Below are 21403 nucleotides of genomic sequence, written 5' to 3' on the forward strand. Positions count from 1 at the left end.
CAACGGCAGCGCCCAGGAGCCCGCGAAGCCCAGCAGCACCAGCGGGCCGGCCCACGCCGTGGCGTGCATCCAGCGGCCGAACAGGGTGTCGGAGGGCAGCGTTCCCTGCTGGGCGACGGCGGCCACGAACAGCCCGGGCAGCGCCCAACAGGCCAGCACCAGCAGGCGGATCCGCCACTGCGAGACCAGCTTCACCAGCTCGAAGCGGTACACCCGGCCCACCGGCACCCGGCGCGCCCCGGCCCCTGCCGCCGCACCGGCCGCCGTCTCCCCGGCCGTGACCGTGCTCATCGTCCGTCCTCCTGCTGCTCCTCGGTGAGGGCCAGGTACGCGGCCTCCAGCGGCGACACCACGGGGGCGACCTCGCGCACCCGGACGCCCTCCTGCACCAGTCCGTCCACCAGCCGCTCCACGGCCGGCCCGGTGGCGCGCACCACCAGCGCCTCCGTACCGCGCCACGCCCCGGCCCCGTCCAGCACCGTCACCCCGGCCGTCCCGACGGCCACCCGCCGCGCGGCGCCCAGGTCGGAGGTGAGCAGCCGGTGGTCGAGCGCGCGGGTGTCGGCGGCCAACCCGCCCAGCGGGCCGGAGAACCGGACCCGCCCGGTGGCGAGGATCGTCACCTCGGAGCAGAGCGACTCCAGGTCGTCCATCCGGTGGCTGGACAGCACGACGGTCACGCCGTCCTCGGCGAGCCGGCGCAGCGCCCCGTGGACGTGCTGCTGGCCCGCCGGGTCCAGGCCGTTGGAGGGTTCGTCGAGCACCAGCAGCCGCGGCCGGGTGAGCAGCGCGGCCGCCAGGCCGAGCCGCTGGCGCATGCCCAGGGAGAAGCCGCGCACCCGGTCGTCGGCGACGTCCCGCAGCCCGACCTCGTACAGCACCTCGTCGATCCGGCCCGCGCCGGCGTCCTCCCCGCGCAGGGCCGCCAGCGCGGCCAGGTTCCGCCGCGCGGTCAGCGAGGGGTAGAGGCCGGGGCCGTCGACGAAGCCGGCCACGCCGTCCGGTGCCGCGAGCGCCCGGCCGACCGATCTGCCCAGCACCTCCAGCTCGCCCCCGTCGGCGACGGCCAGCCCGAGCAGCAGCCCGAGCAGGGTGGTCTTCCCCGCGCCGTTCGGCCCGGCGAGCCCGTGGATCCGCCCGGGGAGCAGCTCCAGCCCGACCCCGTCGAGCGCCACGACGTCACCGAAGCACTTCGTCAATCCCCGTGCCCGTACGGCAGGTTGCGTGTCTTCCATGGCTCCTTCTCGCAGTCCCCCAGGGAAGGTAGGGGGTTGACGGGGTGGCGTCAGGAGCGCGCGGTTGAACTCCGGGGGAACAGCAGTCCGAGGGGCCTACACGAAGGGGCACATCACCATGTCGTACGACTCCACGCCGGACACCCTCCGGCACAGCCTGCGGGTCGCCGAGCTGATGGGCGAGCTGATCAAGGAGCTGCTCGACCGCTCCGTCCGGCACGACCTGAGCAAGACCCGCGAGCCGGAACGGCCGGTCTACGACGCGGTGGTGCCGCGACTGCGCGCCGCGGCCTACGGCAGCGAGGAGTACCGGGCCCTGGTCGACACGATGGGCGAGGGGCTGCGGCACCACTACGCGCACAACCGCCACCACCCGGAGCACTTCGCCGACGGGATCAACGGCATGACCCTGGTCGACCTGCTCGAAATGCTGGCGGACTGGAAGGCGGCCACCGAACGCACCCCGCACGGCGACCTCGTGGAGAGCCTGGCGATCAACCGCGAACGGTTCGGCATCGCACCGCAGCTGATGGACGTCCTGACGAACACGGCCGGCCACTTCGGGTGGCTGACCGCGGAGCCCGATCCATCCATAACCGGTCAAGGAAGTTACGACATCGAGCCGAATGACTGTGAATGATCTGGATTATCCATGACAAACCAGGGCAGTTGAGCACCAGCGCCTTGACTGCCATGACGGCCTCGCTCAATACTCGTCACCAGTTGAACCGGTGACGCAGAGAGCAGGCGCACCGGACGGACACTCACCAGGAGGCACAGTCATGGCAGTCAGCTACACCGGAACCGTCATCGTGACGGGCGAGGGCCGCAACGGCGGGCACGTCGCCTCCAGCGACGGCAGCCTCACCACCTCGCTCGCCGTCCCGAAGGAGCTGGGCGGCGCCGGCGGCGCCACCAACCCCGAGCAGCTGTTCGCCGCCGGCTGGGGCGCCTGCTTCCTGGGCGCCGTCCGGCGCGCCGCCGCCGACCGCAAGGTCCGGCTGACCAGCACCTCCATCGCGGTCGGGACCACGCTGACCCACGGGGACGACGGGGAGTTCGGCCTGAGCGCCGTCCTCACCCTCGAACTCGGCGGCGTGGACCAGGAGACGGCCACCGAGCTGGCCCACGCGGCACACCGGATCTGCCCGTACTCCAAGGCGACCCGGGGCAACATCCCGGTGACCGTGCAGGCGACCGCGGTGACCGGCTGACGCCACCGGCACGGGTCGCGTCCGGGCCCCGACCGGACGCGCAAACGCCGAACCCCCGCCCGGTGGCCGCAGCAGCGGCCGGGGCGGGGGCGGAGGACCAACCCTGCGGCGGGGCGTCAGTCGTCGGCACCGCCGTGCTGGCGGGCCCGGTAGGACGCGGCCTTGACCCGGTTGCCGCAGGTCCGCATGGCACACCACTCACGCCGGTGGCCGCGGGAGCGGTCCAGGTAGACCTGGGTGCACTCCGGCCGGGCACACTCCCGCAGCAGTGCGGCGTCGTCGCCGCCGAGGATCTCGACGGCCTCCCGGGCCAGGGCCGCGAGGCCCTGGGAGACGGATCCGCTCCTGGTCGCCCCGGTGGCGTGCAGGCGCAGCGTCACCGGCAGTCCGGCCGCGTGCCGGTTCAGCTCGGCGATCGCCCGGGCCGGCATCGGCTGCCCGTCCAGCCGGGCGGCCACCAGGGCGTAGATCGACTCGCGCAGGTCGACCGCGATGTCGAGGTCGGTCTCGTCGGCACCGGCGCCGCCGTCGAACATCCCGGACTCCACGAACCAGGCGTCGAGTTGCTCGGGGGCGGCCAGCTTCTCCAGCGGCGCGGCGTTGCGCCGGGCGCGCAGCGTGCCGACGAAGTCGAGGGGCAGGGTCCCGCAGGGGAAGGCGTGCATCACGTCACCATACTGACCAGTCACCGCCCCGAACGCAATGCCCGGCGCACTCCCCTGAGCCTTCCCGGGTCTCCGGGGGACTTCCCGACGGCGATGCGCCGCGTCGCCCGCTCCATCACTGTCCAGACCAGTAACGTTCCGCCCGGGTCCGGTTCCCGTACCGGCCCCGCAGCTTCCGGAGGGCAACTCATGATCGACAGGCGCAGCTTCCACAGGACCGTCGGACTCGGCGCCGGCGCGGCCGCCCTCGCGCTGGCCGGCCTGCCGGGCACGGCCGGCGCCGCCCCCGCACCCACCCGCGGCCGCTCCGGCCCGGCCCCGGTGGTACCGACGATCACCCCCGGCACCCACACCACCTTCCCGGTGCTGCGCCAGGCCACCGCCGGCGTGCTCGACGTCGGCTACGCCGAACTCGGGCCCGCCGACGGGCCGGTGGTGCTCTGCCTGCACGGCTGGCCCTACGACATCCACAGCTACCTGGACGTCGCCCCGCTGCTCGCCGACCTCGGCTACCGCGTGATCGTCCCCTACCTGCGCGGCCACGGCAGCACCCGCTTCCGCTCCGCGCGCACCGTCCGCAACGGCCAGCAGTCGGCCATCGCCCGGGACATCATCGCGCTGCTGGACGCGCTCCGGATCGACCGCGCCGTGGTCGCGGGCTTCGACTGGGGCGCACGGACCGCCGACATCCTGGCGGCCCTGTGGCCCGAGCGGGTCAAGGCCCTGGTGTCGGTGACCGGTTACCTCATCACCAACCGCGACGCCCAGCGGAACCCGATCGCACCGGTCACCGAGCACGCCTTCTGGTACCAGTACTACTTCGCCACCGACCGCGGCGAACGCGCCATGCAGGACCCGAAGCTGCGGCACGACCTCGCCCGGGAGGTCTGGCGGACCGCCTCCCCCACCTGGAACTTCGACGACGCCACCTTCGAGCGCACCGCGGCCGCCTTCGAGAACCCCGACTACGCCGCGATCGTGGTCCACAACTACCGCTGGCGGCTGAGCCTGGCCGACGGCGAGCGCCGCTACGACCACGACGAGCACCTGCTGGCCCGCAAGCCGACCATCCAGGTGCCGACCGTCACCCTCGACCCCGCGCTGGACCCGTTCACCCCCGCCCCCGGCGACGGCTCCTCGTACCGGTCCATGTTCACCGGCCCGTACGAGCACCGGACGCTGCCCGGCATCGGCCACAACCTCCCCCAGGAGGCGCCGACGGCCTTCGCCCAGGCCGTCGTCGACGCCGACCGGCTCTGACGCCGAGTCCCGCGCCTCGCGCCGGAAAAACGAACGGCGCGGGGCGAAGCGGACTGCTACGCTGGCGAACGACCTACCCCCCTACGAGGAGTGCAGCAGACATGGCGGGTGACGACGACATCTCCGGGTGAGTCCCGGGCTTCTTGACCGTTGCGGGCGCAGGGCGCCCAGTGCAGCGGTCGGAATCGTCGTACCCAGTCCCCCTGTCTCATCCGGGCCGGACTCGTCTCCGCCCGCTCACTTCCAGGTAGTCCTCCATGTCTTCTGCGTCCTCTGCGTCCTCCGCGTCCGTCGTCGGCTCCCAGCTGTCCTTCTCCTGGCCGGACGACACCCCCGTGTTCCACGACCTCTCCTTCTCCGTCGGCACCGGCCGCACCGGCCTGGTCGCGCCCAACGGCTCGGGCAAGAGCACCCTGCTCAAGCTGATCGCCGGTCAACTGCGCCCCTCCAGCGGGTCGGTGACGATCAACGGCACGGCCGCCTACCTCCCGCAGGACCTCCCGCTCACGGCCGGCCTCACGGTCGCCGAAGTGCTCGGCGTGGCCGGGGTGATCCGGGCCATCGACGCGGTGGAGTCCGGGGACGTCGCCGAGGAGCACTTCACCACCATCGGTGACGACTGGGACATCGAGGAGCGCTCCCTCGCCCAGCTCGAACGCCTCGGCCTCGGCGCGCTGCCGCTGGACCGCCGACTGGGCACCCTCAGCGGCGGCCAGGTCGTCCGACTCGGCCTCGCCGCCCAGCTGTTGAAGCGACCGGACGTCCTGCTGCTCGACGAGCCCACCAACAACCTCGACCTCGGTGCCCGGCACCGCCTGTACGACGCGCTGGAGGACTTCAACGGCTGCCTGCTGCTGGTCAGCCACGACCGCGCCCTGCTCGACCGGATGCACCGCATCGCCGAACTCGACTCGCACGAACTGCGCCTCTACGGAGGCGACTTCACCGCGTACGAGGAGGCGGTCCAGGCCGAGCGGGAGGTCGCCGAGAAGAACGTCCGCAACGCCGAGCAGGACCTCAAGCGCGAGAAGCGCGAGATGCAGCAGGCCCGGGAGCGCGCCGAACGCCGGGCCGGCAACGCCGCGCGCAACCTCAAGAACGCCGGGCTGCCCCGGATCTTCGCCGGGAACATGAAGCGCGGCGCCCAGGAGTCGGCCGGGCGCTCCGGCCAGGTGCACTCCGCCCGGGTCGACGAGGCCAAGGCCCGGCTGGACGAGGCCGGGCGCGCCGTGCGCGAGGAGCAGCGGCTCACCCTCGACCTCTCCGGGACCAGGGTGCCCAGCGGGCGCGACCTCTTCATCGGCGAGCAGCTCCAGGTCCGGCGCGACGGCAGCCCGCTGTTCGCGGACGGCGGGATCGACCTGACCGTCCGCGGCCCGGAGCGGATCGCCCTCTTCGGCGCCAACGGCGCGGGGAAGACGACCCTGCTGCGCCTGCTCGTCGGGGACCTCGCCCCGGACGAGGGCCAGGTCAAGCGCGCCGACGGCCGGGTCGCCTACCTCTCCCAGCGGCTGGACCTGCTGGACCAGGACCGCACCGTGGCGGAGAACTTCGCCGCCGCGGCGCCGGAGCGCCCCGAGGCCGAGCGGATGAACATCCTCGCCCGCTTCCTGTTCCGCGGCGCCCGCGCCCACCTGCCGGTGCGGGCGCTGTCCGGCGGCGAGCGGCTGCGCGCCACCCTGGCCTGCGTGCTGTGCGCCGAGCCCGCACCGCAGCTGCTGCTGCTCGACGAGCCGACCAACAACCTCGACCTGGTCAGCGTCGGGCAGCTGGAGGGCGCCCTCAACTCCTACCAGGGGGCGTTCCTGGTGGTGAGCCACGACGAACGCTTCCTGGCCGGCATCGGCGTCGACCGCTGGCTGCGGCTGGCGGACGGCACGCTGACCGAGACCGGCGCCCCGACCGCCTGAGGCCCGCTCCCCCGCGGCGGCCGGCGGGGCCGCGCCGAGCCCCGCCGGCCGCCGGGCCGTTGCCCTCCGGGCGTCGCGCACCCCCGAGGCGGCCCCAACGCGGTTCACCGCCGGGGCACCCGGGGCGCCGGCGCCCCTGCCGAGCGGAGCCTGGCCTCGGTGAGGGCGGTCAGCCGGGCCGCGCTCGGGGTCTGGTCCTCGCGGTGGCGGTCGATCAGCCGGTACTGGGTGGCGGCCCTGCTCCAGGCCTCCAGACCGGCCGGATCGGCCAGCAGCGCGGGGTTGGCGAGGTAGCGCTCGGCCATGGCGTCGGCGAGTTCCTCGATCCTCGGATCGTCCGGCTCCCAGCCCTCGGCATCCCAGGCCCGCTGGGCCAGGTCGACGAAACCGGGGTCGTCCAGCTGTCGTTCGAGCTGGGCGAGGAAGGCGTCGAAGCCGCCGGGCACCAGCACCCGGGCGAGCACCAGCGCCTCGCGCTGCCCGGCCACGTAGTCCGGGCCGAAGCCGAGTCCGGCCATCCGGTCCAGGACGGCGCAGGCGCGGTCGGACAGCAGGGCCCGGTCGCCCTCGGCCAGCCGGTGCAGCGTGGCGCGGCGCTCCTCCAGTTCGGCGATCCGCTCGGCCAGCCGTCGTCGGACGTCGGCCAGGGCGGCGGTGAACTCCTCGGGCCCGGCGTCGAGCAGCGGCCCGACCTCGGCCAGCGGGACCCCGGCGGTGGCCAGCGTGCGCACCTGCACCAGGCGCAGCAGGTGGTCCGAGCCGTACCGCCGGTAGCCGGAGCCGTCCCGCGGCGGCTCCGCCACCAGCCCGTGCTCGTGGTAGTGCCGCACCGTCTTCACCGAGACGCCGAGGAAGGACGCCGCCTGACCGATCGTGACTCCGCTCATCATGCGCCAAGTCTCCCGTGCGATCGGGCCCGGGCCCGGCGGCCGGCGGTCGGCCGGTCAGCCCGCCGACCCGGTCGGCCCGGCCGGCCCGGCCTGCTCGCCGCCGAACACCGCGCCCACCAGCAGCTGTTGGGCCCGCTGGAAGCCCGCGGCGACGGACATCTCCGGGTCGTCCACGAAGTTCAGACCGGCTGTCAGGACCCGGCTCCCGTCGGCGGAGCCGTACATCAGCGCCGCCGAGCCGATGGTGGCGCCGTTGTGGTGGTAGATCGTGCCGCCGGCCGGGCCGAGGTCCTGGGCGAACAGGCCGAGGCCGTAGCCGGCCCGCTCCTCCGGGGTGCGCATCTCGGCCAGCGGCCCGGCGGGCAGCAGTCGGCCGCCCATCAGCGCGGCGAAGTAGGTGTGCAGGTCCTGGGTGGTCGAGATCATGTCGCCACCGGCCGCGACCCAGCTGGGGTCGTGCCGGGTGACGTCGACCGTGCGCTCCTGCCCGCCGTCCCGGTAGCGGTAGTAGCCGTGGTGGTGCGGCTCGGGGAGCTCGGGCGAGCTGCCCGGCGCCACGGTGCCGGTCAGCCCCAGCGGGGCCAGCACGAGCCGCCGCAGCTCCTCGGCGAACGTCCGGCCGGTGGCCCGTTCGATCACCAGCCGGGCCAGCACGTAGTTGGTGTTGGAGTAGCTCCAGCCCTCCCCCGGCGCGAACCTCGGCGCCCGGGACAGCGCCAGCCGGACCAGTTCCTCGGGCCGGTAGGTGTGGAAGCGCAGGTCCACCCAGTCCTTGCCCCGCCAGGGGACGCCGGGCTCGACCGTGCCGTCCGCCAGCAGCTCGCCGGTGTGGCTGAACACGCCGCTGGTGTGCTGGAGCAGCATCCGTACGGTGATCCGGTGGTCCAGCCCGAGTTCGGGCAGGTAGTGGTCGGCGGGGGTGTCCAGGCCGATCCGGCCCTCGGCGACCAGCAGCAGCACGGTGGTGGCGACGAAGCTCTTGGTGCTGCTGCCGATCCGGAAGTGCCCGTCGGTCAGCGCCGGGGCGTCGCCGCCCCGTTCGCGCACTCCGGCGCCGCCGGCCCAGCTGCCCCGTTCGTCGCTCACCCGCAGCTGCACGCCGAGGAAGCCGGAGCCGGCCAGCTCCTCGATCGCCCGCCGCAGTTCCGGTCGGTCCTGCCCCTGGTCGGGGTCGGCGGACCGGTCAGGGTGGGTGGTGGTCATGGGTGCTCCCCGGTGTTCGTCGTGCCCGGACCGCGGTCCGGCTGCTACGACGAATCTCCACCCTGCCCCAGGGGCGGGCTCAAGCGTGATCCGGCTCACAGCGGCGCTGCGCACCGCGCCGGGGACTGGCCGGTGACTCAGCCGGTGACCTCGATCGTCACGTCGTAACTGCGCTGGTTCGGCGTGCAGTTGAGGGCTTCGCCGCAGACGGTGCGGGAGGCGGTCAGGTGGGCCGTGCCCGCCGTACGGGCGGTGAAGGAGGTGGTGACGGTGCCGCAGCCGCCGCCGGGGCGGCAGGAGGGGGACGGCGCGGTGGTCGGGGAGCCGAGCGGGGAGAGCACCTCGGGGGCGGAGCTGGTGGCGGCGGACCAGTACGTCCCCTGGAGTTCGACCGCGACGGTGGCCCCGACGGTCGCCTTCACCGTGGTGTGGTTGGCCTTCTCGTCGGCGGTCACGGCGGCCGGCTTGATCGTGACCAGGGCCGTGGGGGACGCCGGGGCGGGCGCGCCGGTGGAGCCGCAGCCGGTCAGGGCCAGCAGGGCGGCGGCGCAGCCGAGGGCGAGGGTGAGGGGTCTGCCGAGATTCACGGGGGTTCCTCCGGGTCGGGGTGGAAGCGGTGGTGGTTCGACGCGCGGGACGCCGGATCGGATCCCCCCGAATGCGGAAATACCGCACCGGGGCGGGCGCGAGGCCCACCCCGGTGCGTCGAGCCGAGGCGATCGTCAGGAGACGGTCACGTCGTCGTAGTAGGTGTAGGTCGGGTCACCCGGGTAGTTGTCGTCGTGGTTGCTCAGGGTGAGGGTGTACGAGTGGCCCGGGGTGACGGCGGCCGTCTTGTTGGTCCAGCTGCCGGTGGTGGTGCAGGTCTTGGCGAGGACCGTGGTGGTGGTGCCGGTGGTGTTGTCCTTCAACGTGGCGGTGGCCCAGTCGTAGGTGACCGTGTCGTCGCAGGTGTTGCTGTACCAGAAGGACAGCTTGCTGGAGCCGGTCGGGGCGGTGAAGGTCTGGGCGACGGAGGAGTCCCCGGTCGGGTTGGTGGAGCCGACCATCGCGCCGTAGCTGCCGCTGTGCGCCGCGCCCGTGGTGGCGGAGGTGGTACCGGCGGCGGTCCAGCCGCTCAGGCTGCCGGTCTCGAAGCCGCCGTTGGTGACGGCGTTGCCGCCGCCGGAGCCGCCGGACTCGGTCCAGCTGAACGTGGTGCTGCCCGCGGCGCCGGTGGTGTCGGTCGCGGTGACCGTCACGTTGGCGGTGCCGGCGGCGGTCGGGGTGCCGGAGATCAGGCCGGTCGAGGAGTTGATCGACAGGCCGGCGGGCAGGCCGGTGGCCGAGTAGGTCAGGGTCTGGCCGGAGGCCGAGTCGCTCGCGCCGATCTGCAGGCTGGCCGCCGTGCCGACGGTGCCCGACTGGTTGCCCGGGTTGGTCACCGTGACGGTGTTGGTGGTGCCGCCGCCGTGGTTCAGGATGGCGTGGGTGATGGCGCAGGAGTTGGTGTCGTTCGACCAGCTGGCCTGCTCGGCGAAGGTGCCGTAGGAGCCGAAGGAGACGTTGGCGGCGCCACCGGTCGAGCCGGGCTGGATCCAGGCGCACTCGTCCGAGTTCTCCTGGCCGTTGTACGAGCTGCCGGAGACGTGGTTGGTCCAGCCGCCGGCCGGGTTCTGGTCGGACATCATCTCGTGCCACTCGTGGCCGAGGGTCATCGTGAAGCCGTCCAGCGTGCCGGGCGAGTTGACGAAGCCGACGCCGCAGCTGCTGCCCTGGTCGATGTTGTACGGCTGGTTGGAGAAGGCGATGTCGCCGTAGGGCGAGCTGGCCGCGCCGCCGTTGAGGGTGGTGTCACCGTTCCAGTCGTGCCAGGCGCAGTACCCGGTGGTGGGGTTCTGGTAGTCGTCCGGGTTGGTGCCGTGCGGCGACAGGACGATGTAGTACGCGTCGCGGTTGGCGGCGGCCGTGGTGTTGCCGAAGTGGCCGGCGGCCTTGACGGCCTCCTGGGCCAGCTGGTTGCCGCTGGCCGAGGCGGGCGAGGCGGCCGCGTTGTCGTACCAGACGCCGGAGAGCACGCCGCCGCTCTGGTACGGGATGAAGTTGGCGTTCGACGGGCAGCTGACCGCGCCGGAGGCGACGTTGGGGCCGTCGCACCACTGGGTCAGGTCGGCCGACCAGGTCTCGCCGTTGGTGCCGATGCCCTTGAACATCTGCTGGGTGGCACCGGCCGCGCCGGCCGAGTCGCCGGAGAACTTGGCGTTGCCGTTGGCGTCGGTGCTCTGGGTGCCCCACTGGGTGCCGTAGAAGACCAGGTAGACCTTGGAGTGGCCGCTCTGCACGCCGATGCCGTCGACGCCGCCGCCGTAGGAGAGCGTCTCCTGGCCGGTGGCCGCCGCCTGGTTGTGGGCGGCCATCCACTCCTTGTACTTCTTCTGCTGCTGCTTGCCCATCACCGCGCCGTGGCGATACGGGTGGCCGTTCTGGGGGCTCCAGGGGTTGAACTCGTTGTTGACGCTGCCCGAGGAGCTGGAGATGTCCTGGGCGGCGGCCGGTCCGGCCGCGCCGGCGAGACCGGCGGCGGCGAGCGCGATGGACGCCAGGCCGGTGAGCGCCGCGTTCTTCGCGCGCCGCATTCTGGGGGAGTGACCCATGGGGTGAGGGTGCCTCTCTGCTTACCGATCGCCCGTTGCGGCCGGGGGGCCGCGAACGATCCCTTTGTGGGGAAGGAGCAGCAGGCGGAATCCACCGAGCGCCGAATCCGGTTCTATCTTCCGGACAGCCGGAATTGACGGTCTCTCGGTGGGGCCAGCTGCTTGGGGATGAAGGAAAGCAGAGTTGATGAACGGTGGTCAACGGCTGCGGGTAAGGAAACATTAAGAACGGCGTCCGGGCAGGTGAAGGGAGTGATGGGAAGTCAATTCGCCGCCCTTCGCATTCACTGAATATCGCTCGGAAGACTGTTTCGACATTCGGTGAAACGTCACCGTTTCAACATTGCAGCTTTTTCGGAACCAGCTGTCGCACAACACCTGTCACAACCGCCCGCCGGCGCTGTCCGCCGACAGCCGCTGGGCCAGGTACACCGGGACGACGGAGAGCAGCACCAGCACCGCCGCCACCACGTTCACCACCGGGGCCTGGTTGGGGCGCGCCAGGTTGGCGTAGATCCAGACCGGCAGGGTCTGGACGGTCGGACCGGCCGTGAAGGTGGTCACCACGATCTCGTCGAAGGACAGCGCGAAGGCCAGCAGGCCGCCCGCGAGCAGGGCCGACCGCACCGCCGGGAAGGTGACGTACCGGAAGGTCTGGAAGGTGTGGGCGCCGAGGTCCGCCGAGGCCTCCTCGGCCGAGGGGGCCAGCCGGCGCAGCCGGGCGAGGACGTTGTTGAAGACCACCACCACGCAGAAGGTGGCGTGCCCGATCACCACGGTGAGCAGGCCGAAGCCGATGCCGGCCGGGCCCAGCACCGTGCGGAACGCGGCGTTGAGCGCGATGCCGGTGACGATGCCGGGCAGCGCGATCGGCAGGATCACCAGGAAGGACACCGCCTGGCGGCCGAAGAACCGGTACCGCTGGACGGCGAAGGCCGTCATGGTGCCCAGGACCAGCGCCACCAGGGTGGCCCCCGCCCCGGCCTGCAGCGAGGAGACCAGGGCGCTGCGGGCGCCCTCGGACTGCCAGGCCCGGACCCACCACTCGGTGGTGAACCCGGTCGGCGGCCAGGCGAAGGAGCGGTCCCGGTTGAACGAGTTGACCAGCACCAGCAGCAGCGGCAGGTAGACGACGGCGAGGCCGAGGAAGGTGGCCGCGCGCAGCGCGATCCGGGTGCGGCGGGAGAGGATCACGGGGGTACGCCTCCGAAGGGGTCCTACAGCGAGTCCAGGGCGCCGGTGCGGCGCACGGCGAGCAGGTAGCCGACGATCATCACCACCGGGACGCAGGACAGCGCGGCGGCCAGCGGCAGGTTGAGCGTCACGTTGTCGGCGATCGCGGTGCCCAGCACCTGGGTCTTGCCGCCGACGATCCGTACGGTGATGTAGTCGCCCAGGCTGAGCGAGAAGGTGAACACCGACCCGGCGAACACCGAGGGCAGGACCAGCGGGAGGACCACCGAGCGGAAGGTCCGCCAGGCGGAGGCGCCCAGGTCGGCGGAGGCGTCGAGCAGGTTGCCGGGCAGGTTGTCCAGTCCGGCGTAGACCGGCAGGATCATGTACGGCAGCCACAGGTAGGCGAGGACCAGGATCACCGCCGTGGTGCCGTACCCCGGGCTGGACAGCCCGAACGGGGCGCCGAGCCGGTCCAGCACGCCGCCCTGGCCGAGGATGACCCGCCAGGCGTAGGCCTTCACCAGGTAGCTGGCCCACAGCGGCGTCAGGACGGCCACCACCAGCAGCTTGCGGGTGCGCGGCCGGGCGATCCGGGCCATGTAGAAGGCCATCGGGAAGGCCACCACGGCGTCGATGACGGTGACGGCGGCGGCGATGCCGAGCGTGCGCAGGGCGATCGTCCGGTAGACCGGCTCGGTGAGGACGGTGTGGAAGTTGGCGGTGTTCCAGACCCGGACGAGGTCGTAGGTGAAGTCGTCGACCGCCCAGAAGGCCGAGAGCAGCAGGACGGCCAGCGACCCCAGGTAGGCGAGCAGCAGCCAGGCCATCGGGACGGACAGCAGCAGCGCCAGCCGCAGCCCGGCGTGCCGGTGCAGTACGGAGGCGGCCCGCCGCACGCCGCCCCGCCGCGGCTGCGGTGCCGGGGCGGGTGCGGCGGCCGTGCCGGTCGGGCCGGTCGCCGGGCCGGTCGTGCCGGTCGCGGTCATCAGCCCTTGATCTCGGTCCAGGCGGACGTCCAGGCGGCGTAGTCGGTGCAGGCCACCGTGCGGCCGTCCAGGCAGCTCTTGACCGGGGTGGTCCAGTAGTACACGTCCTTCCAGTAGGCCTCGTCGGCGGCGTGGAAGGTGGTGCAGAAGCCCTTGTCGGTGGTCAGGTCGCAGGCCTTGGAGTTGGCCGGCGCCTCGCCGAACCACTGGGCGACCTGGGCGTTCGCGGTCGGCGAGACGATCCAGTTCATCCACTGGTAGGCGCAGTTGGGGTGGGCGGCCTTGGCCGACACCATCCAGGTGTCGGACCAGCCGGTGGCGCCCTCCTTCGGCAGCACGGCCTTGACCGGCGCCTTGTCCGCCTGGGCCAGGTTGGCGATCACCTGCCAGCTGGTGCCGACCACGGTGTCCCCGGTCTTGAAGGAGTTCTCCGACTTCTGGAAGTCGCTCCAGTACTCGCCGATCGCCTTGTGCTGGGTCTTCAACAGGTCGACGGACGCCTTGAGCTGGGTCGCGTCCAGCGCGTACGGGTTGGTGATGCCGAGTTCCGGCTTCGTCTTCATCAGGTAGAGCGCGGCGTCGGCGATGTAGATCGGGGAGTCGTAGGCGGTGACGTGGCCGGCGTAGGGCGCGGCGCCGTCGAAGACCACGCTCCAGGAGTCGGGGGCCGGGGTGACCTTGTCGGTGCGGTACATCAGCAGGTTGGCGCCGCGGCCGTGCGGGATGCCGTACATCTGGCCGTTCACCGAGTTCCAGGGCTGGTTCTTGAGGCCGTCGAAGACGTCCGCGTAGTTCTGCACCAGGGCGGTGTTGACGGGGGCGACGTCACCGGCGGCGATCAGTCGCAGGGTCGCGTCGCCGGAGGCCGAGACGGCGTCGTACTGGCCGGTCTTCATCAGCGAGACCATCTCGTCGGAGGTCCCGGCGATCTTCGCGTTGACCTTGCAGCCGGTCTGCTGCTCGAAGGGGTGGACCCAGTCGACGCCCTTGTCGTCCGAGCCGTCCTCGGCGTACCCGGCCCAGGCGACCAGGTTCACCTGGCCCTCCCCGGCGCCCAGGGACTGGAGCATCGGCAGCTTCGGCGGGTTCAGCCCGTGCGAGCCGTTCGCGGCGCCCGTGCCGCCGCTGCTGCTGCCGCACCCTGCGGCGAGCAGGACGGCGGCGGTGGCGGCGGCCGCGGCGCGGGCGATCAGGGGGATGCGCATGGCGGGGTGTTCCGTTCTTCGGTGAGGGGGTGGGGGTGGGTCAGGAGCCGACCCGGACGGTGTGCCGGCGCTGCCAGGCGAGGACGACCTCGGCGCCGCGGTGGCGCAGGACGTCGGCGGAGCCCTCGTCGACGTTCTGCCGGACGGCGGTCAGCCGCCCGCCGGCCTCCAGGTCGACCAGGAAGCGGGTGTGGCCGCCCGCGTAGACGACCTCGGCGACCCGCCCGGTGGCGGACAGCTCGTCCGGCCCGGCCGGGTCGTCCGGGTGCGCTATCCGGATCTTCTCCGGGCGGACGCTGAACAGCCCGGCCTCGCCCACCACCTGCTCGGCGGCCGGGCCGTCCAGCAGGTTGGAGGTGCCGACGAAGCCGGCCACGAAGGCGGTGGCCGGGTGCTCGTACACCTCGGCGGGCGGGCCGACCTGCTCGATCCGGCCCGCGTTGAACACCGCGACGCGGTCGCTCATCGTCAGGGCCTCGTCCTGGTCGTGGGTGACGAACACGAAGGTGATCCCGACCTCGCGCTGGATCCGCTTGAGCTCGGCCTGCATCTCGTGCCGCAGTTTCAGGTCGAGCGCACCGAGCGGCTCGTCCAGCAGCAGCACCTTCGGGCGGTTCACCAACGCCCTGGCCAGCGCGACGCGTTGGCGCTGGCCGCCGGAGAGCTGGGCCGGGCGGCGGCGCTCGAAGCCCTCCAGCCGGACCATGGCGAGCGCCGCACGCACCCGCTCGGCCCGTGCGGGCTTCGGCACCCGGCGGACCATCAGGCCGTAGCCGACGTTCTGCTCGATCGTCATGTGCGGGAACAGCGCGTAGTCCTGGAACACCGTGTTGACGTCCCGGTCGAACGGCGGCAGGCCGGTGACGTCGGCGCCGCCCAGCAGGACCCGGCCGGAGCTCGGGGCCTCGAAGCCGGCGATCATGCGCAGCACGGTGGTCTTCCCCGAGCCGGAGGGCCCGAGCATCGCGAAGAACTCGCCCTCGCCGATGTCCAGGTCGACGCCGTCGACCGCGCGGACCTGGCCGTCGAAGGTCTTGGCCAGCCCTTCGAGCCGGACCGCGCCGGGGGCCGGCTCCGGTCGGGGTGGACGGTCGTGGCTGCTCAACTCCGGTGGCCCTTCTGGCTGGTACGACAAGCGGACGGTACGGACGGGTTGTCGTGTCGGTTCGCACGGAACCCTAGGAAGGGATCACCCCGCCCGGCTATGGACGCCCGCACGGTCTTCCGTCGGCGAGTTGTGCGGCGCTACAGTCCGGCGCATGCCGGTGACGCTGCGCGATCTGCTTCGGGAAGAGGGCCTCGGCCTGCGACTGTGCACCGGCACGGCCGGGCTCGACCGGGTCGTGCGCTGGGTCGCGGTGACCGAACTCGCCGACCCGACGGAGTGGTTGACGGGCGGCGAGCTGCTCCTCACCACCGGCCTGCGGCAGCGCGGCGCCGCCGCGCAGACCGCCTTCGTCCAACGGGTGGCGGCCGCCGGCGCCTCGGGGATCGGCTTCGGCACCGGACTGAGCCACCCCGCCGTGCCCCGGGCCACCGTCGCCGAGGCCGAACGGCAGGGCCTGGCGGTGCTGGAGGTCCCGTACGAGACGCCGTTCATCGCGGTGAACCGGCTGGTCGCCGAACGGATCACGGCCGAGGACCACAGCGCGCAGCGGCGGCTGGTCGACCAGCACGACCTGCTGGTCCAGGCGCTGCTCGGCGGCGAGGGCCTGACCGCGCTGCTGCGGGTGCTGCGGCGGGCCACCGGCTCGGAGGTCGCCGTGGTGGACCGGCACGGGGTGGTGCTGGCCGCCAGTCCGGAGCGGTCGGAGGCGCTGTTCGCGGAGCTGCGGGCGGCCGGGCGGCCGGAGCACCTGGCCGCCGGGCGGACGGGCGCGGAGGTGCCCGGCGGCGCCGGGCCGCTGCGGCTGCCGGTGCAGGTCGACGGCGCGGTCGCGGCCTTCCTCTGCCTGCGCTCGGCGGGCCCGGCGGCGGACGTCCTCCCGTACGCCGTCCGGCTGGTCGGGCTGGAGCTGGCCCGCCGTCAGGCCCACCTGGCCGGGCGGCGGGAGCTGGTCGGCCAGGTCGTCGAGGACATCGTGCGGGACGTGATCGCGCCGGCCACCGCCGAGCGCCGGCTCGCCGCGTTCGGGCTCGACCCCCGGGCCGCCCACCGGGTGGTGCTGGGCCGGCTGGCGCCGGAGGGGGCCGGGTCCGGGTCCGGCTCTGGGGCCGGGGCCGGGGCGCAGGCGGACGGGCGGGCCGCGGACGGACGCGGCGGGCCGGAGGCGGACCGGCGGCTCGCCCGGCTGCCCTGGCTGCCGGCGGAGCACCCCGACTCCGCCGAGCCGGTGCTCACCGCCGTCGTCAACCGGTACCTGGTGGCGGTGCTCCCCCGCTCCGCGCCGGTCGACGACCTGGCCCGGCGCCTCGGCACCGCGCTCTCCGGCCTGGACACCCGCGCGGCGGTCGGCGTCGGCGGCTGCTACCGGGGCGTCGACGGGCTGCGCTGGAGCTGGTTCGAGGCCCAGGCCGCCCTCGCCAAAGGCCCCGGGGTGCACGGCGGCGACCCGCTCAACCTGCCCCGCCTGCTGCTGTCCAGCCCCGACCTGCCGTTGAAGCAGCTCGCCGCCGAGGTGCTGCGCCCGCTCACCCGCTTCGACGAGGCCAACCGCGCCGACCTGGTCACGACCCTGCACGCCTACCTGGCGGCGGACTGCTCGGTGCAGGCGGTCGCCGACCGGCTGTACGTCCACCGCAACACCGTCCGCTACCGGCTGGACCGGATCGAGCGGCTCACCGGCCGCTCCCTGGCCTCCATGCAGGACCGCTTCCAGCTCTGGCTGGCCCTGCTCGCCGCCTACCCCGAACGCCAACCGGCCGTGCAGCCGCAGGACTGACCCCAACGCGCCGGCACCCCGCCAGCGGTGGGGACCCGATCGGGTGAGCCCGGTCCGCCGCCATCACCCGGACGGGTGACTGCCCGGTGGTGCGGGCCGGGAGCCGGGTGGCAGGGTGGGGGCGCCCGTCCGTCGGCGGGCGGCGAGGGATCGGAGCCGACCGTGGGTCCACGGCGAAGCAGGCGCAGCGGCAGTCGCGGCGGAGCGGGCCACGCGCTCGTGCTCGGTGCGGGGATCAGTGGCCTGTGCGCCGCCCGGGCCCTCTCCGGGTTCTTCGAGCACGTCACCGTCGTCGAGCGGGACACCTACCCGCAACCCCCCGACGTCCGGCGCGGCGTCCCGCAGGGGGCGCACGTCCACTCGCTCACGCCGGGCGGCGCGCAGGTCCTGGCGGAGCTCTTCCCGGGATTAGTCGAGGAGTTGGCGGCCGACGGCGGCACCCTGGCCGGGGCCCTGGACGAGCTCGACATCGTCTTCTTCGGGTCGCGCCTACGGCAGGTGCCGCTCGGCCGGGTGCTCCAGGTGAGCCGGCCCTTCCTGGAGGACCGGCTGCGCGAGCGGGTCCGCGCGCTGCCCGGCGTCACCCTGCGGTCGGGGCTGGAGGCCACCGCCCCCATCACCGCCGCCCCCATCACCGCCGACCCGATCACCGCCGGTCCGGCCCGGGTCGGCGGGGTCCGGCTGGCCCGCCCCGGCGAGCCCGACTCCGCCGAGGCCGTCCACGCGGACCTGGTCGTGGACGCGATGGGCCGCGCGGGCCGGGGCGCGGCCTGGCTGAGGTCCCTGGGGTACCGGGCGCCGTCCACGGCCCGCCTGGCCGTCGACGTCGCCTACGCCAGCCGCCGCTACCGGGTCGCCCCGGGCGCCCTGGGAGCAGCCAAGGGCGTGCTGATCGGAGCGACCACCACCCGCCCCCGCGGCGCCGTCCTCACCCAGCAGGAGCACGACGCCTGGGTGCTCTCCCTCTACGGCTTCGGCAAGGACGACCACCCGCCCCTCTCGCCGGAGCGGTTCCTCGACTTCGCCGAGGACCTGCTCCCCGCCGGGACGTCGACCGCGCTCCGCAACGCCGAGCCGATCACCGGGGTCTCCTCCTTCGCCTACCCGGCCTCCCTGCGCCGGGACTTCCACCGGCTGCGCCGGCTCCCCGACGGGCTGATCTCCACCGGCGACGCACTGTGCAGCCTCAACCCGATCTACGGCGCGGGCATGACGGTCGCCGCCCTGGAGGCCAGGGCGCTCCGCAGGTGCCTCGCCGCCGGTCCGGCCGGCCTGCCCCGGCGCTTCTACCGGGAGGCCGCCCGGGCGGTACGGCTCCCGTGGCTGTTCTCCACCATGGCCGACCGGGCCATGCCCCAGGTCCCCGGCACCCACCCCGCCGTCGCCGGCCTGCTGGCGAGGTCCTTCCAGGCCACCATGCGCGCCGCGGCCGAGGACGCCCGGGTCGCCACCGCCGTGTGGAACGCCGTCAGCCTGACCGGCTCACCGGCCGAACTGGCGGCGCCACGGGTCATGGCCGCCGTGCTCCGGCACTGGTCTCCGGGCCCCACCCCTCGAACCGCGCCCCCACGTGGAAAGGACTGAACCCGTGCCGGACTTCGACCCGAGCGAGCGGAAGGCGTTCGTCGAACGCTGGGTGACCATGTGGGACTCCCCCACCGCCCCCGCCGACGCGATGGAGTACTACACCGAGGACGCCGTGATCGAGGACAAGGCGTTCGACCACACCTACCGGGGCCACCGGGAGCTGCACGAGTACTTCAGCCGGGCCGGCGAGCTCTTCTCCGACATCCGTTCGGTCAGCCAGGGCGTGGTGGTCGGCCCGTCCCACGCGGTGGCCCACGTGCACTACAGCGCCACCGTCCGGGAGCCTTTCCTCTGCCTCCCGGAGTCCAGCCGCGGCAAGCGGTTCTCGCTCTACCTGATGAGCCTGCTCGAGTTCGCCGAGGACGGCCGGATCGCCCGCTCCGTGGACGCCTACGACCGGGCCGGCGTCCTGCAACAGCTCGGCGTCCTCCCCGACTCCGCCGCCGACTCCGCCGCCGCGCCGACCGCGCACGCCGCGCCCGCCACACCGTTCACCGGGACCACCCCGTCCGGCTGAGGACTTCTCCGGGGGCGGCGGAGCACGGTTCAGCCGGACACTCCGCCGGCGGCCAGGTGAGCGGCGACGTAGGGGACGGCGACGGTCTCCAGGCCGCGGTCGGTGCCGAACGCGGGGTGGACGTTGACCTCGAAGACGACGCCGCCGCTCTCCGCGGCGAGGTCCACCCCGGCGAACGACAGGCCGAGCGACTCGGCCGCGGCGACGGCGAGTTCGGCCAGGCCGGCGGGCAGGTCCCCCGGCTCCAGGCGAGTGGAGACGGCGCCCCGGCTCTCGTTGCACGGTGCGTCCGGGTCCGGCTGGACGTGCTCGACCACCCGCAGGACCCGTCCGCCGAGCACCACCACGCGGTACTGGTGGCGCCGCCCGTCGGGCCCGAAGTTCCGGGCGTCACGGGCGATCAGCCAACCGGTGCCCGCACGGGCGTAGAACTCGGCCGCGGCCCGGAGCTGGGCATGGGTGGAAACGTGGAAGACGTCGGTACCGCCCATGCCGATCGTCGGGCGGGCCCAGACGTCGCGGCCCAGCCGCTCGAACGCCTCGGCGGCCTCCTCGGCGTCGGGCCGGGTGAAGGCCACGGTCGGCATGTGGGCGATGCCGTCACGGGTGAAGCACGCGACGGTCCGGTCCTTCTCGGTCGCCGCCCGCCAGGCCGCCGCGTTCGTCCCGAGGGAGCGCACGCCGGCCGCCCGCAGCCCGTGCTGGACCGTCTCGAAGTCCCGGCGCCGGTGTGGCGGGATCTCGTAGACCAGCACGGTGTCGGCACCCACGCTCACCCCGTCCGCCTCCAGCCGCGGTTCCTCGCCGTCGGTGCGGATCCGGCCGCTGCCGCCGGGGGTGAAGTGTCGCGCGTCCAGCAGGGCGGGGGCCCGGCCGGTCAGGGCGTGCACCGCGGCGACGAGGGTGTCGCGGCTGCCCTCGGTCGAGCTGTGATCGGTCATCAGGACGAGCTCGCTCGATGCCATACCGGCCATTGGACGGCCGATGCCCGCCCGGGACAAGACCGCCTCACCCGCCCGGACAGATCCGGACAGGCTCTGGCAGGACCAGGCAGGAGCAGGCAGGACCTGCCCGATTCCGCGACATCAACCGTCGGTTACCGCCCGGGACCAGGACGTTCTCCTACGATCGGGCCCACGACGGACGCCGAGGACGGGGTTGCCAGCATGGCCGATGAGAGCAGCGGGATCGACCGGTCGAAGCCGAGCATCGCCCGGGTCTACGACTACCTGCTGGGCGGCAAGGACAACTTCCCCGTCGACCGCGAGATCGGCGACTTCTTCCTGCGGGACCTGCCGGGCTCGGTGGCGATCGCCTTCGCCAACCGCCGGGCCCTGGTGCGGGCCGTGGGCGCGATGGCCGACGACGGCATCCGGCAGTTCATCGACATGGGCAGCGGGCTGCCGACCGCCGACAACGTGCACCAGGTCGCCCAGCGGCACGCCCCCGACGCGCACGTCGTCTACGTCGACAACGACCCCATGGTGCTGGCCCACGGCCGCGCGCTGCTCGCCACCGACGACCGCACCGCCGTGGCCCAGGCGGACCTGCGCGCGCCGGAGACGATCCGCCAGCACCCCGAGGTGCGGCGCCTGATCGACTTCGACCGGCCGGTGGGCGTCCTGTTCAGCGCCGTCCTGCACCACCTCAACGACGACGAGCGGCCCGCCGACGTGGTGCGCTGGTGGGCGGACCGGGTGGCCCCGGGCAGCCTGGTGTACGTCTCCCACTTCCGCTCCGGCGCGAACGAGGAGACCCGGCTCGCGGAGCAGAAGCTCCAGGGCAGTCTCGGCCGCGGCCGCTGGCGCACCGACGAGGAGCTGCTCGGCCTGTTCGGCGGGCTCGAACTGCTCGAACCGGGGCTGGAGTTCTGCTCCTCGTGGCGCCCGGATCCCGGGGACGGTGACACCGGCGACCTGACGGTGTGGGAGCGGCTGATCTCCTGCGGCCTGGCCCGCAGGAACTGACGGCCGGACAGACGGCCGACCTGCCGGCCGCAGCGCACCGGCGCGCCGACGGCGCCCGGAGCGGGCGCCGTCG

The 21403-nt window shown here is 73.4% G+C and carries 19 protein-coding genes and 1 pseudogene; 8 read left to right on the forward strand and 12 right to left on the reverse strand.

Going from position 1 to position 21403, the window contains the following annotated elements; all coding sequences use genetic code 11:
• Both ACFXOZ_RS31445 and ACFXOZ_RS31450 read right to left on the reverse strand, forming a co-directional pair.
• Positions 1–291 (reverse strand): annotated as a pseudogene (locus ACFXOZ_RS31445) (ABC transporter permease); the annotation flags it as partial.
• Positions 288–1235 carry an ABC transporter ATP-binding protein gene (locus ACFXOZ_RS31450; protein ID WP_380593482.1) on the reverse strand — a complete coding sequence of 316 codons (948 nt, stop codon included), beginning with the start codon at positions 1233–1235 and terminating at the stop codon, positions 288–290. The pseudogene ACFXOZ_RS31445 and the gene ACFXOZ_RS31450, both read right to left, overlap by 4 nt.
• A 118-nt stretch (positions 1236–1353) precedes the next feature.
• On the opposite strand from ACFXOZ_RS31450, the gene ACFXOZ_RS31455 reads away from it, so the two are divergent.
• Positions 1354–1875, forward strand: coding sequence for a DUF5662 family protein (locus ACFXOZ_RS31455; protein WP_380593483.1), 522 nt, complete (start codon positions 1354–1356; stop codon positions 1873–1875).
• A 142-nt stretch (positions 1876–2017) separates the two neighbouring features.
• Positions 2018–2449, forward strand: a complete 432-nt coding sequence (locus tag ACFXOZ_RS31460; protein ID WP_380593484.1) for an Ohr family peroxiredoxin — start codon at positions 2018–2020, stop codon at positions 2447–2449.
• A 116-nt stretch (positions 2450–2565) separates the two neighbouring features.
• Here ACFXOZ_RS31460 and ACFXOZ_RS31465 read toward each other — a convergent pair whose 3' ends face one another.
• Positions 2566–3117: a CGNR zinc finger domain-containing protein gene (locus ACFXOZ_RS31465; RefSeq protein WP_380523708.1), complete on the reverse strand. Its 552-nt coding sequence runs from the start codon at positions 3115–3117 to the stop codon at positions 2566–2568.
• Positions 3118–3303: 186 nt separating this feature from the next.
• On the opposite strand from ACFXOZ_RS31465, the gene ACFXOZ_RS31470 reads away from it, so the two are divergent.
• Both ACFXOZ_RS31470 and ACFXOZ_RS31475 read left to right on the forward strand, forming a co-directional pair.
• Positions 3304–4374 (forward strand): alpha/beta fold hydrolase, encoded by a 1071-nt coding sequence (locus tag ACFXOZ_RS31470; RefSeq protein WP_380593485.1) that lies wholly within the window; start codon positions 3304–3306, stop codon positions 4372–4374.
• Positions 4375–4631: 257 nt separating this feature from the next.
• Positions 4632–6284, forward strand: a complete 1653-nt coding sequence (locus ACFXOZ_RS31475) for an ABC-F family ATP-binding cassette domain-containing protein (protein WP_380523712.1) — start codon at positions 4632–4634, stop codon at positions 6282–6284.
• A 104-nt stretch (positions 6285–6388) separates the two neighbouring features.
• Here ACFXOZ_RS31475 and ACFXOZ_RS31480 read toward each other — a convergent pair whose 3' ends face one another.
• The 8 genes from ACFXOZ_RS31480 to ACFXOZ_RS31515 form a co-directional block, all read right to left on the reverse strand.
• Complete coding sequence (locus tag ACFXOZ_RS31480; protein WP_380593486.1) at positions 6389–7174, reverse strand: MerR family transcriptional regulator; 786 nt, start codon at positions 7172–7174, stop codon at positions 6389–6391.
• A 54-nt stretch (positions 7175–7228) separates the two neighbouring features.
• A complete protein-coding gene (locus ACFXOZ_RS31485; protein ID WP_380593487.1) occupies positions 7229–8377 on the reverse strand; it encodes a serine hydrolase domain-containing protein in 1149 nt (382 codons plus the stop codon).
• A 137-nt stretch (positions 8378–8514) separates the two neighbouring features.
• Positions 8515–8964: a hypothetical protein gene (locus tag ACFXOZ_RS31490; protein ID WP_380523718.1), complete on the reverse strand. Its 450-nt coding sequence runs from the start codon at positions 8962–8964 to the stop codon at positions 8515–8517.
• 135 nt (positions 8965–9099) lie between these two features.
• Positions 9100–11010, reverse strand: a complete 1911-nt coding sequence (locus ACFXOZ_RS31495) for a putative Ig domain-containing protein (protein ID WP_380523720.1) — start codon at positions 11008–11010, stop codon at positions 9100–9102.
• A gap of 381 nt (positions 11011–11391) precedes the next feature.
• Positions 11392–12204, reverse strand: coding sequence for an ABC transporter permease (locus tag ACFXOZ_RS31500; protein WP_380593488.1), 813 nt, complete (start codon positions 12202–12204; stop codon positions 11392–11394).
• 23 nt (positions 12205–12227) lie between these two features.
• The gene (locus tag ACFXOZ_RS31505) at positions 12228–13172 is read right to left on the reverse strand and encodes an ABC transporter permease (RefSeq protein ID WP_380523725.1); all 945 of its coding nucleotides are present in this window, start codon (positions 13170–13172) and stop codon (positions 12228–12230) included.
• A complete protein-coding gene (locus tag ACFXOZ_RS31510) occupies positions 13172–14377 on the reverse strand; it encodes an ABC transporter substrate-binding protein (protein ID WP_380523727.1) in 1206 nt (401 codons plus the stop codon). The genes ACFXOZ_RS31505 and ACFXOZ_RS31510 overlap by 1 nt, the downstream gene beginning before the upstream one ends.
• Before the next feature lie 40 nt (positions 14378–14417).
• Complete coding sequence (locus ACFXOZ_RS31515) at positions 14418–15482, reverse strand: ABC transporter ATP-binding protein (RefSeq protein ID WP_380409523.1); 1065 nt, start codon at positions 15480–15482, stop codon at positions 14418–14420.
• 154 nt (positions 15483–15636) lie between these two features.
• On the opposite strand from ACFXOZ_RS31515, the gene ACFXOZ_RS31520 reads away from it, so the two are divergent.
• The 3 genes from ACFXOZ_RS31520 to ACFXOZ_RS31530 all read left to right on the forward strand — a co-directional run bounded on the left by ACFXOZ_RS31520 (position 15637) and on the right by ACFXOZ_RS31530 (position 19363).
• A complete protein-coding gene (locus ACFXOZ_RS31520) occupies positions 15637–17259 on the forward strand; it encodes a PucR family transcriptional regulator (RefSeq protein WP_380593489.1) in 1623 nt (540 codons plus the stop codon).
• Positions 17260–17478: 219 nt separating this feature from the next.
• The gene (locus ACFXOZ_RS31525; protein WP_380593490.1) at positions 17479–18843 is read left to right on the forward strand and encodes an FAD-dependent oxidoreductase; all 1365 of its coding nucleotides are present in this window, start codon (positions 17479–17481) and stop codon (positions 18841–18843) included.
• Positions 18844–18847: 4 nt separating this feature from the next.
• Positions 18848–19363: a nuclear transport factor 2 family protein gene (locus tag ACFXOZ_RS31530; RefSeq protein WP_380593491.1), complete on the forward strand. Its 516-nt coding sequence runs from the start codon at positions 18848–18850 to the stop codon at positions 19361–19363.
• 29 nt (positions 19364–19392) lie between these two features.
• Here the strand turns inward: ACFXOZ_RS31530 and ACFXOZ_RS31535 are convergent, their stop codons facing one another.
• Positions 19393–20328: a RimK family alpha-L-glutamate ligase gene (locus ACFXOZ_RS31535; protein WP_380593492.1), complete on the reverse strand. Its 936-nt coding sequence runs from the start codon at positions 20326–20328 to the stop codon at positions 19393–19395.
• A gap of 201 nt (positions 20329–20529) precedes the next feature.
• On the opposite strand from ACFXOZ_RS31535, the gene ACFXOZ_RS31540 reads away from it, so the two are divergent.
• Positions 20530–21330 (forward strand): SAM-dependent methyltransferase, encoded by an 801-nt coding sequence (locus ACFXOZ_RS31540; RefSeq protein ID WP_380593493.1) that lies wholly within the window; start codon positions 20530–20532, stop codon positions 21328–21330.
• Positions 21331–21403 lie beyond the last annotated feature (73 nt).

The organism is Kitasatospora sp. NPDC059160, assembly GCF_042755465.1.
GTDB lineage: Bacteria > Actinomycetota > Actinomycetes > Streptomycetales > Streptomycetaceae > Kitasatospora.

Excerpts from the sequence above, each read along its gene's own strand:
- ACFXOZ_RS31450 (WP_380593482.1), bottom strand. The coding sequence starts at position 1,235 with ATGGAAGACACGCAACCTGCCGTACGGGCACGGGGATTGACGAAGTGC.
- ACFXOZ_RS31455 (WP_380593483.1), top strand. The coding sequence starts at position 1,354 with ATGTCGTACGACTCCACGCCGGACACCCTCCGGCACAGCCTGCGGGTC.
- ACFXOZ_RS31460 (WP_380593484.1), top strand. The coding sequence starts at position 2,018 with ATGGCAGTCAGCTACACCGGAACCGTCATCGTGACGGGCGAGGGCCGC.
- ACFXOZ_RS31470 (WP_380593485.1), top strand. The coding sequence starts at position 3,304 with ATGATCGACAGGCGCAGCTTCCACAGGACCGTCGGACTCGGCGCCGGC.
- ACFXOZ_RS31475 (WP_380523712.1), top strand. The coding sequence starts at position 4,632 with ATGTCTTCTGCGTCCTCTGCGTCCTCCGCGTCCGTCGTCGGCTCCCAG.
- ACFXOZ_RS31480 (WP_380593486.1), bottom strand. The coding sequence starts at position 7,174 with ATGATGAGCGGAGTCACGATCGGTCAGGCGGCGTCCTTCCTCGGCGTC.
- ACFXOZ_RS31485 (WP_380593487.1), bottom strand. The coding sequence starts at position 8,377 with ATGACCACCACCCACCCTGACCGGTCCGCCGACCCCGACCAGGGGCAG.
- ACFXOZ_RS31495 (WP_380523720.1), bottom strand. The coding sequence starts at position 11,010 with ATGGGTCACTCCCCCAGAATGCGGCGCGCGAAGAACGCGGCGCTCACC.
- ACFXOZ_RS31505 (WP_380523725.1), bottom strand. The coding sequence starts at position 13,172 with ATGACCGCGACCGGCACGACCGGCCCGGCGACCGGCCCGACCGGCACG.
- ACFXOZ_RS31510 (WP_380523727.1), bottom strand. The coding sequence starts at position 14,377 with ATGCGCATCCCCCTGATCGCCCGCGCCGCGGCCGCCGCCACCGCCGCC.
- ACFXOZ_RS31520 (WP_380593489.1), top strand. The coding sequence starts at position 15,637 with ATGCCGGTGACGCTGCGCGATCTGCTTCGGGAAGAGGGCCTCGGCCTG.
- ACFXOZ_RS31535 (WP_380593492.1), bottom strand. The coding sequence starts at position 20,328 with ATGGCATCGAGCGAGCTCGTCCTGATGACCGATCACAGCTCGACCGAG.
- ACFXOZ_RS31540 (WP_380593493.1), top strand. The coding sequence starts at position 20,530 with ATGGCCGATGAGAGCAGCGGGATCGACCGGTCGAAGCCGAGCATCGCC.